This is a genomic window from Streptacidiphilus pinicola (genome assembly GCF_003258295.1).
In the GTDB taxonomy this organism is placed as follows: Bacteria; Actinomycetota; Actinomycetes; order Streptomycetales; family Streptomycetaceae; genus Streptacidiphilus; species Streptacidiphilus pinicola.
The window spans coordinates 17,374-34,159 of record NZ_QKYN01000082.1 but is presented as its reverse complement, the minus strand read 5'-3'; the positions used below and the strand labels follow the sequence as shown (position 1 = coordinate 34,159).

General features: G+C 72.0%; 18 protein-coding genes. 6 read left to right on the top strand and 12 right to left on the bottom strand.

What is annotated here, in order from left to right; all coding sequences use genetic code 11:
• Positions 1–118 precede the first annotated feature (118 nt).
• Positions 119–1,096, top strand: coding sequence for a zinc-binding dehydrogenase (locus DN069_RS21070; RefSeq protein WP_111503096.1), 978 nt, complete (start codon positions 119–121; stop codon positions 1,094–1,096).
• A gap of 40 nt (positions 1,097–1,136) precedes the next feature.
• Here DN069_RS21070 and DN069_RS21065 read toward each other — a convergent pair whose 3' ends face one another.
• The 3 genes from DN069_RS21065 to DN069_RS21055 all read right to left on the bottom strand — a co-directional run bounded on the left by DN069_RS21065 (position 1,137) and on the right by DN069_RS21055 (position 3,789).
• Positions 1,137–1,886 carry a hypothetical protein gene (locus tag DN069_RS21065; protein ID WP_111503094.1) on the bottom strand — a complete coding sequence of 250 codons (750 nt, stop codon included), beginning with the start codon at positions 1,884–1,886 and terminating at the stop codon, positions 1,137–1,139.
• Positions 1,887–2,094: 208 nt separating this feature from the next.
• Entirely contained in the window at positions 2,095–3,126 is a 1,032-nt protein-coding gene (locus DN069_RS21060) for a L,D-transpeptidase (protein WP_111503092.1), read from the bottom strand.
• Positions 3,127–3,246: 120 nt separating this feature from the next.
• On the bottom strand, positions 3,247–3,789 hold the full coding sequence (locus DN069_RS21055; RefSeq protein WP_111503090.1) for a type III secretion system chaperone family protein: 543 nt from the start codon (positions 3,787–3,789) through the stop codon (positions 3,247–3,249).
• Between the two features lie 284 nt (positions 3,790–4,073).
• On the opposite strand from DN069_RS21055, the gene DN069_RS21050 reads away from it, so the two are divergent.
• Positions 4,074–4,979 (top strand): PLL family lectin, encoded by a 906-nt coding sequence (locus DN069_RS21050; protein ID WP_111503088.1) that lies wholly within the window; start codon positions 4,074–4,076, stop codon positions 4,977–4,979.
• A gap of 72 nt (positions 4,980–5,051) precedes the next feature.
• On the opposite strand, the gene DN069_RS21045 is transcribed toward DN069_RS21050, so the two are convergent.
• The 4 genes from DN069_RS21045 to DN069_RS21030 form a co-directional block, all read right to left on the bottom strand.
• Positions 5,052–5,720, bottom strand: a complete 669-nt coding sequence (locus tag DN069_RS21045; RefSeq protein ID WP_111503086.1) for a response regulator — start codon at positions 5,718–5,720, stop codon at positions 5,052–5,054.
• Between the two features lie 19 nt (positions 5,721–5,739).
• Positions 5,740–7,023 (bottom strand): sensor histidine kinase, encoded by a 1,284-nt coding sequence (locus DN069_RS21040; RefSeq protein ID WP_111503084.1) that lies wholly within the window; start codon positions 7,021–7,023, stop codon positions 5,740–5,742.
• 120 nt (positions 7,024–7,143) lie between these two features.
• Positions 7,144–9,738 (bottom strand): ATP-dependent chaperone ClpB, encoded by a 2,595-nt coding sequence (gene clpB / locus DN069_RS21035; RefSeq protein ID WP_111503082.1) that lies wholly within the window; start codon positions 9,736–9,738, stop codon positions 7,144–7,146.
• Between the two features lie 114 nt (positions 9,739–9,852).
• Positions 9,853–10,359: an LURP-one-related/scramblase family protein gene (locus tag DN069_RS21030; protein ID WP_111503080.1), complete on the bottom strand. Its 507-nt coding sequence runs from the start codon at positions 10,357–10,359 to the stop codon at positions 9,853–9,855.
• Between the two features lie 163 nt (positions 10,360–10,522).
• On the opposite strand from DN069_RS21030, the gene DN069_RS21025 reads away from it, so the two are divergent.
• Positions 10,523–11,218, top strand: coding sequence for a phosphotransferase (locus DN069_RS21025; protein ID WP_111503078.1), 696 nt, complete (start codon positions 10,523–10,525; stop codon positions 11,216–11,218).
• Positions 11,219–11,222: 4 nt separating this feature from the next.
• Here DN069_RS21025 and DN069_RS21020 read toward each other — a convergent pair whose 3' ends face one another.
• Positions 11,223–11,651 carry a hypothetical protein gene (locus DN069_RS21020; protein ID WP_133259994.1) on the bottom strand — a complete coding sequence of 143 codons (429 nt, stop codon included), beginning with the start codon at positions 11,649–11,651 and terminating at the stop codon, positions 11,223–11,225.
• A 111-nt stretch (positions 11,652–11,762) separates the two neighbouring features.
• On the opposite strand from DN069_RS21020, the gene DN069_RS21015 reads away from it, so the two are divergent.
• From DN069_RS21015 to DN069_RS21005, 3 genes are all read left to right on the top strand, one after another.
• On the top strand, positions 11,763–12,356 hold the full coding sequence (locus DN069_RS21015) for a pyridoxamine 5'-phosphate oxidase family protein (RefSeq protein ID WP_111503074.1): 594 nt from the start codon (positions 11,763–11,765) through the stop codon (positions 12,354–12,356).
• A gap of 54 nt (positions 12,357–12,410) precedes the next feature.
• Positions 12,411–13,670 (top strand): MFS transporter, encoded by a 1,260-nt coding sequence (locus DN069_RS21010; protein WP_111503072.1) that lies wholly within the window; start codon positions 12,411–12,413, stop codon positions 13,668–13,670.
• 154 nt (positions 13,671–13,824) lie between these two features.
• The gene (locus DN069_RS21005) at positions 13,825–14,595 is read left to right on the top strand and encodes an LAETG motif-containing sortase-dependent surface protein (RefSeq protein ID WP_111503070.1); all 771 of its coding nucleotides are present in this window, start codon (positions 13,825–13,827) and stop codon (positions 14,593–14,595) included.
• A 56-nt stretch (positions 14,596–14,651) separates the two neighbouring features.
• Here DN069_RS21005 and DN069_RS21000 read toward each other — a convergent pair whose 3' ends face one another.
• The 4 genes from DN069_RS21000 to DN069_RS20985 form a co-directional block, all read right to left on the bottom strand.
• Positions 14,652–15,359: a hypothetical protein gene (locus DN069_RS21000; protein ID WP_111503068.1), complete on the bottom strand. Its 708-nt coding sequence runs from the start codon at positions 15,357–15,359 to the stop codon at positions 14,652–14,654.
• A 59-nt stretch (positions 15,360–15,418) separates the two neighbouring features.
• Entirely contained in the window at positions 15,419–16,006 is a 588-nt protein-coding gene (locus DN069_RS20995) for a GNAT family N-acetyltransferase (protein ID WP_341538492.1), read from the bottom strand.
• Positions 16,007–16,093: 87 nt separating this feature from the next.
• Positions 16,094–16,483, bottom strand: a complete 390-nt coding sequence (locus DN069_RS20990) for a hypothetical protein (RefSeq protein ID WP_111503066.1) — start codon at positions 16,481–16,483, stop codon at positions 16,094–16,096.
• Positions 16,480–16,758, bottom strand: a complete 279-nt coding sequence (locus DN069_RS20985) for a hypothetical protein (protein ID WP_133259993.1) — start codon at positions 16,756–16,758, stop codon at positions 16,480–16,482. The genes DN069_RS20990 and DN069_RS20985 overlap by 4 nt, the downstream gene beginning before the upstream one ends.
• Positions 16,759–16,786: the final 28 nt, after the last annotated feature.

Below are 16,786 nucleotides of genomic sequence, written 5' to 3'. Positions count from 1 at the left end.
GCCCGGGCGGAAAGGAGGAGGCGGCTTAGGACCGTGGACCGAGGCCGTGGGCGGGCGCGGCGCCTAGCGTCGGGGCGAGGGGTTCGAGAGCGGACCCGGTCTAGGCGAGGAGCGGGCCGTGCGGGCGAGTGTGGTGCGGGAGTACGGGGAGCCGGAGCGGCTGCGGCTGGAGGAGGTGCCGGATCCGGTGCCCGGGGAGGGCCAGCTGCTGGTGCGGGTCGCGGCGGCCGGGGTGCAGTTCGTGGAGACGCAGGTGCGCGCCGGGGCCATGGCCGGGACGCCGCTCGCGCCCGGCTCGCTGCCGTGGACACCGGGGCGGGAGGTCGCGGGCGAGGTGGTGGCCGTCGGGGCGGGGGTGGACCGCGCCCTGCTCGGGAGCCGGGTCGCCGGGCAGACCCCGCAGGCGGGCGGTTACGCGGAGCTGGCGCTCCTGGACACGGCGGCGGCGCATCCGGTCCCGGCGGCGCTGGGGGCGGCGGAGGCCGTCTCGCTGCTGGGGACCGGCCGCACCGCGGTGGCCCTGGGCGAGCTGGCCGGGATCGGCCCGGACGACGTGGTGCTGGTGGAGTCCGCGGCGGGCGCGGTCGGGGCGCTGCTGCTCCAGCTCGCCCGCGCGGCGGGCGCGGCCCGGGTGATCGGGTTGGCCCGCGGCGAGCGCAAGCTGGCCCTGGCGCGCGAGTTCGGCGCCGACACCGTGGTGGACTACGGCGCGCCGGGCTGGTCGGCGGCGCTGCGCGACGCCGGGGTCAGCGTGGTCTTCGACGGCGTCGGTGGCAGCGTGGGCCGGGAGGCCTTCGAACTGCTGGGCCCGGGCGGCCGGTTCGTCACCTTCGGGTTCTCCAGCGGGGCCGGGACCAAGCTGGGCGAGGGCGAGGCAGCCGGACGGGGCGTCGAGGTGCTCTCCTACTGGGGCCCGCCGGTCGGCCCGCGCGGGCCCGAGACGCAGCTGCGGCAGACGCGCGAGGCCCTCACGGCCGCGGCGAGCGGCCGGCTGCGCCCGTTCGTCGGCGCCGCCTTCCCGCTGGCCGACGCGGGCGCCGCGCACCGGGCCATCGAGCGCCGCGAAACGGTGGGGAAGACGGTCCTGCTGCCGTAGACCGACAACACAGGCCGTACGACGGCAGGACGCCGGAGCATCAGCTGGCGGCGGCCGGGGCCGGGGGGACGTTCTTGAGCAACCGCTGAGCCAGCGTCAGCGCCTGGGCGCCGGTCTTGCTCTGGTCGTTGTACATCGTGGTGACCAGGAGCCGGCCCGAGCGGATGGCGACGAGCGTCTCCCCGCCCTGGATGTCCGGCGAGGTGAGGACCGCCTTGACCGCCTCGTCGCCCAGACCGGGCAGGGCGTTGAGCTTGACACGCATCGTGTAAGTGCCGCCGCTGACCTTGGCGGGGAAGGACCTGCACTCGGTGAAGACCTTCTTGAGCGCCGCGAACTCCTGAGCGGCGCGGGTGCCCTGGTAGGCGTTCAGCTGCTGGTAGAACTCGTTGCCGGCGGGGTCGGCGAAGTCGTTGCCCGCGGCGGCGGACGGACCCACCCCGCCCGCCTCCATCCAGTCGGTGCGGCCCAGCTGGTCACAGGCCTCCGTCTTGGCGACCGCCTTGTCACTCGGTTGTGCCAACCCCTCGCCGGAGTTCACCACGGCCTTGCGGTCGGACTTCAGCTTCGGGACCACGCTCGCGGGCAGCAGCCAGCCGGAGAGCTGGATGCCGTTCGGCAGGCCCGCGTTCGGGTCGGCCGGGGCGGAGGAGGGGGAGGGCGACGCGACGGCCGAGGAGGTCGAGCCCGCGTTCACGGTGGTCCCGCCGGGGGACGAACAGGCCGTCAGGGCCAGGGCCGTGCCGGCACAGAGGGCTGCGGCGAGGGCGCGACGGGGGTGCGTGGTCATGGTGGAACGCCTCTTCGGAGCCGGAGGGGTGGCAGGTGGGGGTGCCCACGCACGCCGAAGGCCCGTTCACGCGGCCTCGGGTGTACGGCGGGAGAAGGACAGCATCGCATCCCCCACGATCGTGGCGTCCACCGGCTCAGCCGACCCCGCAACGGCAGGAGCCCGAGGTCCCGGCAGGGACCTCGGGCTCCTCACTGGAGTCTGCGGCTCAGCCGACCGTCGTCGGCTGAGCGCCCGCGGAGCTCGCCGACAGCCAGTCGGACCAGCTCAGCGTGAACGCCGCGTAGCCGTTGTCGCCCGCGACCTTGCCGCGCGGCGAGCCGGTGATGGTGACCGGGTCACCGGGCTGGGTGAGGTTGAAGAACCACTTCGAGTCGTCCCAGGACAGGTGCACGCAGCCGTGCGAGCCGTAGCTGTGGCCCGGGTCCGGGTCGCCCGTGGAGTAGTGCACGTAGGTGCCGGAGTCCGTGAGGTGCACGTCCCAGGGCAGCGTCAGGTCGTAGTAGTTGGGCGTGCCCTTGGTGCAGTCGATGCCGACGCTGCAGGAGGTCATCCGGACGGTGGGCTCCTTGTCCAGGACGGCCATGGTGCCGTCCCAGGAGGGGAAGTCCGGGCTGCCGGCGTCGATCGGCATGGTCCTGATCAACGAGCCGTTCTTGTAGACCTTCATCGAGTGGCCGGGGACGTTGACCGTGGACTCGATGTCGGCGCCGACGGTGAAGCTGTGGTGGTAGTTGTGCGTGCCCCAGCGGCCGTTTCCGTCACCGACGTTGTTCAGGTCCGCGTCGATCGAGACCTTGGTGCCGGACGGCCAGTAGTTCTGCGGGCGCCAGTCGACCCGGCGGCTGCTGAACCAGTGCCACGCGCCGGTCATCGGGACCGAGGTGGTGACCTTCAGCGCCTGCTCGACGGCCTTGCGGGCGGAGGGGTCGACGGAGTGGGTGAAGACGATGGATATCGGCTGCGCCACGCCGACGGTCTCGCCGTCGACGGGGTACATCGAGTCCAGCAGCACCGGCGGACCGGCCGGGTGGGTGGGTGAGGGGCTCGCCGACGGGCTGGCCTTCGTGCTCGCGCCGCCCGACGGGCTGCCGCTGCCGCTCGCGAGCGCGGAGGGGGTCCCCTTGGCCGACGTCGCGGAGGCGGTGCCCCCGCAACCGCTGGCACCGAACGCGACCGCGCCCGCCAGCAGTGCTATTCCTATGCCGCTCTTGATACGGCCCCGCCTGATCCGCCCCACGCGCCCCACGCCACCTGCTCCGCTCGCGTCACTTCGCCATCACTGGATGTTTTCAACATGTCCAGAGAGACCGAACCCTACGCAAGCGGTTGCAGGCGTCATGTAAAGCAAGGGTCAAGATTAGGACTCGGCGGAGTCGCCGTCGGCCTCGCCGGGCTTGTCGTCCACGTCCTTGACCAGGCCGAGGCGCTCGTTCATCCACTGGTTGAAGGTGACGCAGGCCTGGACCCAGTTCACGACCATGGCCGCGAAGTAGTTGATGTTCACACCCATGCCGACGATCATCTGCGTCTCGCCGACGACGCGCAGCTCACCCTCGTCGGTGGTCTGGGTGTAGACCTTGGGCCACAGGGTCTCGCGGTTCCACTCGTCCAGCGCCTCGAGCAGCGCGGGCTTGGCCGCCAGCTCGTGGGCGTACGCGTAGAAGGCACGGACCGCGAAGAGCTCCTTCTGCTCGCCGCGGAACATGAAGTAGACCTGGAACTCCTCCCAGGGCGCGACGACGTCGCCCTCGGCGTCCTCGCCGTGCTTCAGCTGCATCTGGTCGAGCAGCTGCTTGACCAGCTCCGGGTCCGGGATGATCACCGGCGGCGGACCCTGCGGCGTCGACGGCTGCTGAGGCTGCCCGCCGAAGTTGGGGATGGCGGACGGGTCGATGGTCACGACAGGTGTTCCCTTCGGGGATTACGGCTTGCCTCTCTCATCCTGCCTCACTCCGGGGCGCCAAGCCCAGTGTCCCCCTACTCCACCAGATGGACATGGGCGCGGCAGCCCCCGCCGACCGCTCCTTGCCGGCCGGGCCACTGCCGCCCAGGTTTACCCCCGCTACCGCCGCCGGTGCAGGATCCAATTCAACCGCCCACCCGATGTGGCGAGTTGGCGCTCACGGCCATGCTTCCTACTGCTCACACGGAACCACCGCAAACACAGCAGAGGAAGGACGAATCGTGAGGAAGCTCCTGAACCGCCTGGCCGTCGGCGCGACCGCGCTGCTTGCGCTCGCGGCGGGAACCACCGCCGCGGCCGAGTCGGCGTCGGCCGCCCCCACGGGGGCCAAGGCACCGGCATCGGTCTGCTCCGACCCGACCTGGGGCGGCCGCTACTTCTGCGGCGGCGCCTACGGCAACGGCGAGACCTGGGTGAACCTGCCGAACGGGGAACGGCAGGTCTTCGTGGTCGGCACGAACCACCAGATGTACACACAGTGGATCTACAAGTACCACCACGGCTCCGGCTGGCAGTCCATGGGCGGCGTGCTGGACAGCTGGGTCACCGTGCGGCAGTACGACGGGGCCGCGTTCAGCACGGTCTCCATCGGCTCCGACGGGAAGGCCTGGGCCCGGGACCGCGGCCCGAGCGGGAACTGGACCGAATGGCACGCCGTGGGGTCGGGCTACTTCGTCTTCGACAAGAACGCGAGCGACCCGTCCGACTCGCGGATGACCTGGTTCTGGGCCAGGAACAACGGCGGGACGCCGCTGGTCGGCTCCGAGACCTGGCGGGCCGGCTCCGGCATGGGCTCGGAGAACGACTGCTACAGCAACAACGGCTGGCTGCCCAACGGCTGGTACAACGGCTACGAGCACAGCACCTACTGGAGCTCGATCATCCCGACGATGAACTGGGAGCTCAGCGACAAGGCGTGCAGCCGGGGCACGGTGACGCGCTCGGCCCTCTTCATCCACTCGAAGACGCCGTCCTCGTGGGCCCACGCGCCGAACCCGTACCACTCCAACGGGTGCATCCACCTGTCGCCGTCGGACATCCTCACAGCCGACCGGTACAGCCGGGCGCACGGCGGGCCGGGCTACGGCACGCACTTCTACCGCAACCTGGTGCTGGTCACGCAGTAGCCGCCCGGTGCGTCGGCCGACCCACGGGGGGCCGGCCGACGCACGGACCGCGGGGCCGCGGGGCCGCGGGGGTCAGCCGACGCTCGGCACGACCAGCCCGTGTTCGTAGGCGTGCACCACGGCCTGGGCCCGGCTGCTCAGGCCCAGCTTGGTCATCGCCCGGTTGAGGTGGGTCTTCACGGTGGCCTGGCTGACGTGCAGGCGCTGGGCGATGTCCTGGTTGTCCAGCCCCTTGGCGACCAGCCGCAGCACCTGGTTCTCCCGGCCGGTGAGCAGCTCCAGGTCGCGGCTCTGCTGCGGCTCCGGACGCACCTGCTCTGGGGCGAACGCCTCGATCAGCCGCCGGGTGATGTTCGGGGCGAGCAACGTGTCGCCGTGCGCCACGGTGGAGATCCCGGCGAGCAGCCGGTCCGGTCCGGTGTCCTTGAGCAGGAAGCCGCTGGCGCCGGCCTGGATCGCCTTGTAGACGTACTCGTCCAGGTCGAACGTGGTCAGGATGAGCACCTTGGGCCGGTGCGGGGAGTCCGGCGCGAGCAGGCGGCGGGTGGCGGCGATGCCGTCCAGGCGGGGCATCCGCACGTCCATGAGGACGATGTCCGGACGGGTGGCCCAGGCCAGTTCGACGGCCGCCTCGCCGTCCTCCGCCTCGCCGACGACGTCGAGCCCCGGCGCCGCGCGCAACAGGGCGGCCAGGCCGGCGCGGATCAGCACCTGGTCGTCCGCCACCAGCACACTCGTCATGGAGCCTCCCCCGACCCTGTCAGTGCTCCGTCATGGTAGTGCCGGGAAGGGGGAGCTCGAAGGCGATCTCGAAGCCGCCCCCGGCGAGCGGGCCCGCCGTGAGCGCGCCGCCGTACAGCTCGGCCCGCTCCCGCATGCCGAGCAGGCCCTTGCCGCCGCCGCCCGCCACCGCCCGGTGGACCTCCGGCACGGCGGGCCCCGCGCCGCGGCCCGAGTCGCGCACGGCGCCGTGCAGGACGCCGCCGCGCCGGTAGTCGAGGGTCACCTGCGCCGTCGCGCCCGGGGCGTGCTTGATGATGTTGGTCAGGCTCTCCTGGACGATCCGGTACGCGCACAGGTCCGGACCGGGCGGCAGCGCTACGGCCTCGCCCCGGCGCTCCAGGGCGACCTCGACCCCCGCGCCGCGCACCCGCTCCAGCAGCGCGGGCAGCTGGGCCAGGCCGGGCGAGGGACCGTCCGGGGCCGGCTCGGCGTCGGCGGGGTCGGCGTCGGCCGGGTCGGTGCGCAGCAGGCCGAGCAGCCGGCGCATCTCCTCCAGCGCCTCCCCCGCGGTGGCGACGGTGGTGTCGAGCGCCCGCTCCGCCGTCTCCCGGTCGCTCGGCAGCACGTAGCGGGCCAGCCCGGCCTGGACGCAGACCACGGAGAGGTGGTGCGCGACCAGGTCGTGCAGCTCGCGGGCTATCCGGGTGCGCTCCAGCATCGCGGCGCGCCGCAGCCGGTCCCGCTGTTCCTCACGCAAGCGCTGTGCCGCCTCGGCCAGTTGGCGGTTGCGCAGGTTGACCAGCCGGGCGGAGGCGCCGAACCGCCACAGGATCGCCGGGAAGGCGACGGCCTGCGCCACGACGGAGACCATCGAGGAGTCGTGCGTGCGCAGGCCGCCGAAGACCCAGACGGCGGCCATCGCCGCCCAGGCGCCGGCCGTGACGCGGGCCGGCCGACGCGAGGCCACGGTGTAGAAGGCGAGCATCGGCGCCAGGCTGTTGACGACCGGCCAGTACCCGAGCGCGATGTACCAGGCCCAGAGCCCGCCACAGATCAGCAGCAGGCCCAGCGGCAGCCGCCGCCGGACCACCGCGAGCAGGTTGATCACGCAGGTCAGCGCGACGGCGGTGAGATCGAAGGGGCGCCACTGGTTCGGCGTCGCGGTCAGCCCGCCGAGCAGCGCCAGGCAGGTCTGGATCAGCGCGATCAGCGCGTCCGAGCCGATCGCGACGACCGCGGACGGGAGGCGGCGCAGCGGCGCGGGCAGCGGGTCGAGCTGCGGGTCGGGCAGCGGCTCGGGCAGCGGCTCGGGCGAGGGCATGGGCGGCACCCTAGACACAGAACCGGCCCGTCCGCGTCCACCTGAGGTTTACCCCCGGTGCGGACGCGGACGGGCCCGGCCGTCACCCCTTGGCCTCAGCCCTTGCCCTCAGCCCTGCGGTCAGCCCTTGCGCGCCACCGTGAGCTGGTCGGCGCCCTCGTCGGCGTCGACCAGGACGGTGTCGCCGTCACGGACGTCGCCCGCCAGGATCGCGCGGGCGAGCTGGTCGCCGATCGCGGACTGGATCAGGCGGCGCAGCGGGCGGGCGCCGTAGGCCGGGTCGTAGCCGGTGATCGACAGCCAGTCGCGGGCCGCCTCGGTGACGTCCAGGGTGATCCGGCGGTCGGCGAGACGTCGGTCCAGCGCGGCGACCTGGAGGTCGACGATCCGGCCCAGCTCGGCCGTGGAGAGCGGCTCGAAGACCACGATGTCGTCGAGGCGGTTGAGGAACTCCGGCTTGAAGGAGGCCCGGACCACCTCCAGGACCCGGTCCTTCTTGGCCGATTCCTCGACCGTCGGGTCCACCAGGAACTGACTGCCCAGGTTCGAGGTCAGGATCAGGATGGTGTTGCGGAAGTCCACCGTCCGCCCCTGACCGTCCGTCAGCCGACCGTCGTCGAGCACCTGCAGCAGGATGTCGAAAACCTCCGGGTGCGCCTTCTCCACCTCGTCCAGCAGCACCACCGTGTACGGGCGGCGCCGGACGGCCTCGGTGAGCTGGCCGCCCTCCTCGTAGCCGACGTAGCCGGGGGGCGCGCCGACCAGGCGGGCGACGCTGTGCTTCTCGCTGTACTCGCTCATGTCGATGCGGACCATGGCCCGCTCGTCGTCGAAGAGGAAGTCGGCGAGCGCCTTGGCCAGCTCGGTCTTGCCGACGCCGGTCGGGCCGAGGAAGAGGAACGAGCCGGTGGGACGGTCCGGGTCGGCGATGCCGGAGCGGGCGCGCCGCACCGCGTCGGAGACGGCCTGGACGGCGGCGAACTGACCCACCAGACGCTGCCCGAGTTCGTCCTCCATCCGCAACAACTTCGCTGTCTCGCCCTCCATCAGGCGGCCGGCCGGAATGCCCGTCCAGGCCGCCACCACGTCGGCCACGTCGTCCGGGCCGACCCCCTCCTTGACCATGGAGGAAGTAGTGGACTCGGCGCGCGCGGCGTCCGTCGCGTCCGCCAACTCCTGCTCGGCGGCCGGGATGTCCGCGTACATCAGCCGCGACGCGGAGGCGAAGTCGCCGTCGCGCTGGGCGCGTTCGGCCTGGCCACGCAGGCCGTCGAGGCGCTCCTTGAGCTCGCCGACCTTGTTGAGGCTGCTCTTCTCCTGCTGCCAGCGCGCGGTCAGCGCGCCCAACTGCTCCTGCTTGTCCGCGAGGTCGCGGCGCAGCCGGTCCAACCGCTCGACGGAGGCGGCGTCGGACTCCTTGGACAGCGCCATCTCCTCCATCCGCAGCCGGTCGACGGAGCGCTGCAGCTCGTCGATCTCGACCGGGGAGGAGTCGATCTCCATGCGCAGCCGGGACGCGGCCTCGTCGACCAGGTCGATGGCCTTGTCCGGCAGGAAACGGGAGGTGATGTAGCGGTTGGACAGGGTGGCGGCCGCGACCAGCGCCGCGTCCGCGATCTGCACCTTGTGGTGGGCCTCGTAGCGGCCCTTGAGCCCGCGCAGGATCGCGATGGTGTCCTCGACGCTGGGCTCGCCGACCAGCACCTGCTGGAAGCGGCGCTCCAGCGCGGCGTCCTTCTCGATCCGCTCGCGGTACTCGTCCAGCGTGGTCGCGCCGACCATGCGCAGCTCGCCGCGGGCCAGCATGGGCTTGAGCATGTTGCCCGCGTCCATGGCCGAGTCTCCCCCGGCACCCGCGCCGACGAGCGTGTGCAGCTCGTCGATGAAGGTGATGACCTGGCCCTCGCTGGCCTTGATGTCGTTCAGGACGGCCTTCAGCCGCTCCTCGAACTCGCCGCGGTACTTGGCGCCCGCGACCATCGCGCCCAGGTCGAGCGCGACCAGGCGCTTGCCGCGCAGCGACTCCGGCACGTCGCCGGCGACGATGCGCTGGGCGAGGCCCTCGACGACGGCGGTCTTGCCGACGCCGGGCTCGCCGATCAGCACCGGGTTGTTCTTGGTGCGGCGCGACAGCACCTGCACCACGCGGCGGATCTCGTGGTCGCGGCCGATGACCGGGTCCAGCTTGCCGTCGCGGGCGGCCTGGGTGAGGTCGGTGCCGTACTTCTCCAGCGCCTTGTAGCTGCCCTCGGGGTCCGGGGAGGTGACCTTGGCGCTGCCGCGGACCTGCTTGAACGCGTCGAGCAGGGCCTTGGGGGTGGCGCCCTCGGCCTTGAGCGCCTCGGCGGCCGAACCGCCCTCGGCCGCGAGGCCGACCATCAGGTGCTCGGTCGAGACGTACTGGTCGTCCAGCTCGGCCGCGCGGGCCGCGGCCTCGTTCAGCACGGCGACGGTCTGCCGTGCCAGCTGCGGCGCGGCGACCGTCGAGCCCTGCGCGCTGGGCAGCGCGAGGGCGAGTCGCTCGACCGCGCCGCGCAGCCGCGCCGGGTCGGCGCCGACCGCCTCCAGCAGCGGTCGGGCGACGCCCTCGGGCTGCTCCAGCAGGGCGAGGAGGACGTGCACGGGCGTCACGTCCGGATTGCCCGCCCCCGACGCCTGCCGGATCGCCGCGGACAGGGCCTCCTGGGCCTTGGTGGTGAGCTTGCTGGCATCCACGTGTGTTCGGTCCTCCTCCGGTCGCACCCGGACTCTCGCCTATGTCTGCTGGATCCAGCATGACATAAGTTGAGTCTATTCCGCTCAACCTTGTGAGCGGTCCCGTCCGGGCCGTCAGGCCTCCCGGTGGTGCTCCTCGGCGTTCAGGTGATCGACGCAGACCGCGACGCAGATCAGCAGCGCGACGTCCTGGTCGTCGGCGATGTCGATCGCGTAGGTGTCGCGGATCGAGAACCACTTGCGGCTGACCGTGGCGATGCGGCGGCCGTCGCGCTCCATATGGAACTCGTGGTCGGTGAAGTTGCCGATCACCTCGATCTCGCCGCCGCCGACGCCGTCCTCCAGCTCGGCGAGGTACTTGTCGCGGAAGACCGTGATCAGCTTCTTCTTCACCGTCGCGATCTTGTGATCCTCCCGCTCGACGACCATGGCGTCGCGGACGGAGATCAGCTTCTTCTTGATCACGGCGTCGATGTGGCCGGTCGCGTGGTTCTTCAGCTCGAAGGTCTCCCGGATGCGCAGCGCCTTGCCGTCGACCAGGAAGGCCTTCTCGCCGTGCTCGGTGGTGATCCAGTGGTCGTCGCCGATACCGAAGACCCGCTCGCGCATCAGAAACTTCATCGCGCTGTCCCTCTTTCGCATGTGGCGGAACGTCATCGGCCATGCTGCCATCCGGGGACGATTCAGCCCATCACGACGGCACGCGGAACAGCTCCTCCTCGGACGTCCCCGCGTCCGGGGTGCGGACCTCGGCGCGGCCGCGGGCAGCGCTACCGTCTCCCGCATGACCACGCTGGAAGAGGCCGACTCAGCGGGCACACCGGGACCGCTGCTGGGCGCGGGCCGCACCGCCGACGTCTATGCGCTCCCCGGCGGCCGGGTACTGCGGCGTTACCGCGACGGCAGTGACGCCACCGGTGAACTCGCGGTCATGGCCCGCCTGTTCGAGCAGGGTTACGCCGTCCCGCGGGTCTGGCCCGGCCCGACGCGGCAGGACCTGGTCATGGAGCGCATCTCGGGAGCGACCCTCGCCGAGGCCGTCGCCGCCGGTACCGTCTCCGCCGACGCCGCCGGCGACGTGCTCGCCACCCTGCTGCGGTCGCTGCACGCCCTCCCCGCGCACCGCTCCACCGACCCGGCGGACCGGGTGCTGCACCTGGACTTCCACCCGTTGAACGTCATGCTGACGCCCGACGGCCCCGTCGTGATCGACTGGGCCAACACCATGGAGGGTCCGCCCGCCCTCGACCGCGCCATGTCCGCCCTGATCCTGGCCCAGGCGGCCGTCTCCATGCCCGAGTTCGCCACCCTCGCCCGCGCGGTCCTGCAGCCGTTCCTCGATCGGCTCGGCCCGCTCGACCCCACCGCCCTGGCCCGGGCCCGCGCCCTGCGCGCCGCCGACCCGACGCTCAGCGCGGCCGAGGTCGCGGCCCTGGACGAGGCGCTCGCCCTGCTCGGGCCGCTCGGCCGGCCCGCCTGACGGCTCAGCCGCTCCGCGAGGTGATCGGACGGCCGGTGGAGGCGTCGACAAGCTGGCGAGTGCCCAGCGGGGCGTGGAGGGTGGTGGAGACCTCGACCAGGGTGACGTACGGCGGGCAGATGCCGGAGGGGCGGGTCACGGTGAGGGTCAGGCGGACGTCCGTCGCGGATTCCTGGGCCTGGAGGGAGAGACGGCGGCAACCGCCGCCGAGCGTCTGGGTGGTGAGTTTGAGGCCGCCGTCCTGAACGAGGACGGCGGTGATCGGCACCTTCACGCCGGGGTAGGTCGGCGGCGCCGTGGTCGGCGCGGAGCCCGCGCCACCGGAGGGGGAGGAGGACGTGGCGGCTCCCGAGCCGGTCCCGGCGCTGCAGCACGTCAGCAGCGTGCCGGCAATCGCCAAGGCCGCCAGCCGCATCCCTTGCTCACGTCTCATGTCGTCCGCCTCATGCCTCTTCGATGCTCGCACGAACCATTCGGTTCCCCCGGCATTCCGAGGGCGGGGAATTCCGGGCCGCGCACCCCCGACTCCCCGGATGATGGCGGCATGGGAAAGACGTACGCACGCATCGACGGCCGGCTGCGCGAGTTCATCGAGGCGCAGCACCTCTTCTTCACCGCCACCGCGCCGCTCTCCGGCGACGGCACGGTGAACCTCTCGCCCAAGGGCCTCAGCGGCTCCTTCGCCGTGCTCGACGAACAGACCGTGGCCTACCTCGACTTCGCCGGGAGCAACGCCGAGACCGTCGCCCACCTGCGGGAGAACGGCCGCATCACGCTGATGTGGTGCGCGTTCGACGGTCCGCCGAACATCGTGCGGGTGCACGGGCGCGGCGAGCCCGTCTTCCGCGACGACCCGCGCTGGCCGGAGCTGATGACCCACTTCCCCGCCATCGACCCGGCCCCGCACGGCCCGCGCGCGATCATCGTGGTCACCGCGGAACTGGTCCGCGACACCTGCGGCTACGCCGTGCCGTTCATGACCTACGACGAGGACCGGCCGCTGCACCGCTCCCGCTTCGAGCGGGAGACGGACCAGAGCCTGGACGCCTACTTCCACAAGAAGGAGCACATCGGGCAGAGCCTCGACGGCCTGCCGGGACTTCCGCTCCCGCTCCCGCCACTGCCGACGTCCTCCTGAACCGCCTTCTCTTCCCTGACAATGGTTGTCAGGGAAGATCCGTAGCTTCCCTGCATGAGAACCGAACGGCTCCTCCTCGGCGCGGCCTTCGCGACGGCGCTCGGCAACAACGTCCAGCTGATCAGCGGGGCGTTGCTGATGATCCGCCAACAGCACACGATGCTCTCGGTCGGCTGGCTGTTCATCGCCGTGGCGCTGCCGCAGGCCCTGCTCTCGCCGTTCTTCGGACGGGTCGCCGACCGCTTCGACCGGCGACGCCTGTGGATCGGCTGCGACCTCTCCAGTGCCGGCCTCGCCCTGGCCCTGCCGGTCTGGCTCGCGGCGGGCGGCTCCACCGCCGTCGGCGTCTACGGCGCCAACTTCGCTCTCGCGCTGGTCAGCGCGCTGTTCCTGCCGGTCTCCGCCGCGTTGGTCAAGGAGCGGGTCGAGGGCGCCCGGCTGCGCCGCTTCAACGGCGGCTTCGAGACGGCCACCCAGGCCGGCATGCTGCTCTCCGCCACCGTCGGCGGCCTGGCCGTGCAGCGCTTCGGCGCGCCCCCGCTGCTCGTCTTCAACGCGGCGACCTTCGCGATCTCCGCGGTCTGCGCCGTCCTCGTGGGCACACGCCGACCCGCCCCGGCTCCGGCCCCGGGCACGCCGCTGCCCGCCACGACGACGGAACCGACGGCCGTCACCTCGCTCTCGCTGCGGCGGGTGATCGTCCTCTACGCCCAGGGCAGCGTCGTCGTCACCGTCTTCAACGCGCTGCTGCCCACCTTCGTCCTCGCCGAACTCCACCGGGGCGCAGGCACGTTCGGCGCGGTCGACGCGCTCGGCAGCCTCGGCTTCCTGCTCGCCGCCGCCGTCTACCGCCAGGTGGCCCGGCGTCACCCCGATCTGCGGATCGCGCTCGTGGGCTTCCTGGCCTGCAACGTCCTCATGGTGCTGCAGGGGCTCTTCGGGGTGCTCGGGCTCGTCCTGCTGGTCCCCTCCGGGGCCTTCGTCTTCGGCCAGGCCCGGATCGCCTCGCGCAACCTGCTGATGGCCACCGCGGACACCGACACCATCGGCCGCGCCTTCGGTCGCGCCAACGCGGGCGGCCTGGCCGCCACGATCGTGGCGATGCTCGTCGTCGCCACCGTCACGGACCACTCCGACGCCCGCTACGGCTTCGCCACCACGGCGCTGCTCGGTGCCCTCGCCACGCTCTCGGCGGCCCTCCAGCACCGCCGCGCCGTGCGACCGCGGGCGACGCCCGTCGTCCCGCAGGCCGCGGCCACCCCGGCGATCCTGGAGGGCGGCCGGGCCGTCGCCGGCAAGGCGCCCTCCGCATGACAGATCCTCACCGGGGCCGCTGTTCACGCACTGTGACGAAACCTAGTCTGGCTTCCCGGCCCACCGGAACGCTACCCTCCACCCGTCACAGCTGACTCGCAGGTCGCGCACGCTTTGCACACCTGCGACCTGGTCCTGAGAGGGATCCTCCCCCATGCAGATCCGCCCTGTCCGCACCGCGATAGCGGTCGCGGCCCTGGCCGGCGCCGCCCTGGTCGGCACCGCCCCCGTCGCCTCCGCCGCACCGCAGAGCGTCGCGACGTCCTCCTGCCAGATCAACGCGTCGCTGACCGGCCTGGCCGGCAAGACGCTGGTCGCCGGCGGCGCGCCCGTCTCCGCGCACGTCTCGTTCACCAACGTCTCCGGCAAGGCGCTGTCCACCTTCGCCGAGGTCCTCACCGCCGGCCCGACCTCGGCCGGCCCCAACGACGCGCTCACGATCCGGGGTGAGCACGGCGGCAAGTGGATGACCCTCCCCTACATGGAGAAGGGCGTCATCGGCTTCCACATCTCGTCCCCGGGCGACGACCACCTGGTCGCGGGCAACGTCGACGCCGCCCCGCTGACGGTCAGCGTCCCGAAGGGCACGCCCACCGGCACCTACGCCCTCGTCGCCACAAGCATCGGCGACAACCTCGGCCCCGCGACCCACGCAACGCAGGGTCTCCCCGCCGGCTTCCACGGTTGCCACGGTGGCGTCTCGATCTCCGCAGCGACGTTCAAGGTCGTGGCCGCCGGCAAGCCCACCCCGGCCCCGAGCACGTCCACCGCTCCCGCGACGCCGTCGCCCAGCCCGAGCAGCACCCTGGCCGAAACCGGTGGCGGCTCCGACACCGGCCTGATCGCCGGCGGCGCCGCCGCGCTCATCGCCCTCGGCGCGGGCGCGGTCGTCCTCACCCGCCGTCGCGGCGGCCAGCACAACTGACCCGCGTGGCCCGCACCCGAAGCCGGGTGCGGGCCTCCGCGTCCACGAAGGGTCGGCTACTTCGTGACGGTGAAGTAGAGCCAGGAGGTCTGGCCGGGGACGATCGCGTCCTCCTGGGTGATGCTGCCGACGCTCACCCGGTAGAGCCCGCCGACGGTGAAGCCCTGGTCCAGACGCACGTCCTTGACGGGCTTTCCGTTCAACCAGCGGTTCCCGTAGTGGCTGTCGGTGTGCCACGTCCCGGCCCAGAACTTCTGCACGAGCGGCGAGACCGAGTAGACCCAGACCGCGGGGACCGCTGTGATGACGTCCACCGGCGTGGTGGCGTGATGGAAGACGGCGTAGGGGCCGCCGTGCAGGGTGACCGTCCGGTACTGGCCGGTCAGCTTCTGGTGCAGCACGGCCCGCACGTTCACCCACACCTCCGTCGAGGTGGCCGGCCACGTACCGGAGTCACCCGCGAAGCGTGCGTAGACGTTCAGCAGTCCCGTCGCCCGCACGGTGGCCTTGAACAGGCCGTGGCTGTCCACGTTCCCGCTGGCCAACACGTACACGGGCCCGGTGATCGGCGGGCTCGCGTAGATCGTCACGAACCGGCTGGAGTGCGTCGCCGCCAGGTGCGCGGTCAGCGTCACCAGGCCCCCGTAGTCGACGGTCGACGCACTCGCCCGCAGCCCGATCCACGTTCCGCTCTTCGCCGCGGAAGCCTGCGCGGGCCCGACCCCCACGCCCAACAGACAGGCCAACGCGGCGATCACCGTCACGCATGCCGTTCTTGCTCGCCGGATCCTCAACTTCTTCTCCCCCCAGGGTGAAAGTCCCGTCAGGGCCGCAGACGCGCGTGGAGATGCGCGTCGTGCCGGCCGTCATCGAGTTGCCAGACGCTGCGGCGGACGCCCTCCAGCACGAACCCGGTCTTCTCGGCGACCCGGCAGGAGCCGGTGTTGGCCACCGCGTGCCCGAGCTCGAGCCGTTGGAAGCCCGCCGCGTCGAAGGCCCAGGCGGTCATCGCCGCCACGGCGCGCGGAGCGACGCCCCGGCCACGCGCGGCCGGCACGGTCCAGTACGCGACGTGGGCCGTGCCGTCGTCGAAGTTCAGCAGCTTCAGCCCGGCGCGGCCCAACAGCTCACCGCCTACGGCGTCGACCACCGCCCACCCCACCTCCCGCTCGGCGGCCCAACCGGCCCGCCACGCGTCGAGCTGCTCCTCGGCCTCCGCGACGGAGTCCATCCCCCGCGCGTGCCACCGCCGCACCCCCGGATCCTGGTAGGCCGCCAGCACCGCGGGCGCGTCGTCGACCGCCCAGGGCCTCAGCAGCAGGCCGTCACCGGCCGGAAGAACGGGCTGCTCCCGCGAAGCGAGGGAACCGTACGGCACCGTCGGCGCGACAAGTGTGGGCACGCCGCGCATTATCCAAGCTCCCCGGCCACCCCCGCACCGGGAACGCCATCGGAGGCAGGGATGGCATCACGCGCACGCGTTCTGACGCTGAGTCGACTACGGGCGAGCGACCTTGATCCGCGAGCGTCCGGAAGCCTCAACCAGCTTCTCGATATCCCCGAGGTCATCCGTCAGGATGGGCGCATCGAGGTGCTCGATCGCCGCCAGAACGACGCTCGCGTCCACCACGTCGTAGCTACCCGCGCGCCGACACAGCTCGGCTGCGGCCTTCGCCCGCTCCTCCGTGAGGGTCAGAACTTCACAACCTCGAAGGACCCGGTGCAGAACGGCCGCCGCGGGACGCGTGTTCCACGCCTGGGCCAGCACGCCCGCGGGCACCAACGGTCGGACCCGCGCGACGAGCAACGTCTCGTGCTGGGCCACGAAAGCCCGGTCGTTCCTCTCCGCGGCGATCAAGGCTCCGGTGTCGTACACGATCGCGTTCACGCGCTCGGCCGCCCGGACTTGGGCAACCAGCCCATCAGCTCGTCCACTCGCTCCGCGGCCTCCCGGCGTTCCTCGGCCGTGAAGGCACCGTGCTCATGCTGGTATTCCGCCATCGCAGCAAGGCCGTCGAGCCTCCGCTGCTCGTTGGCGAAGTAGTCGACCAACGCATGCGTGACGACCGTCGAGATCTGCTGTTGTCGTTGCGCTGCGACGGCGCGAAGTGTGGCGCTGAGCTCCTCGTCGATGCTGATGCTCAGCTTGGCCTTGTCGCCCATATTCCAACCGTAATACAGGAGCCGCCCC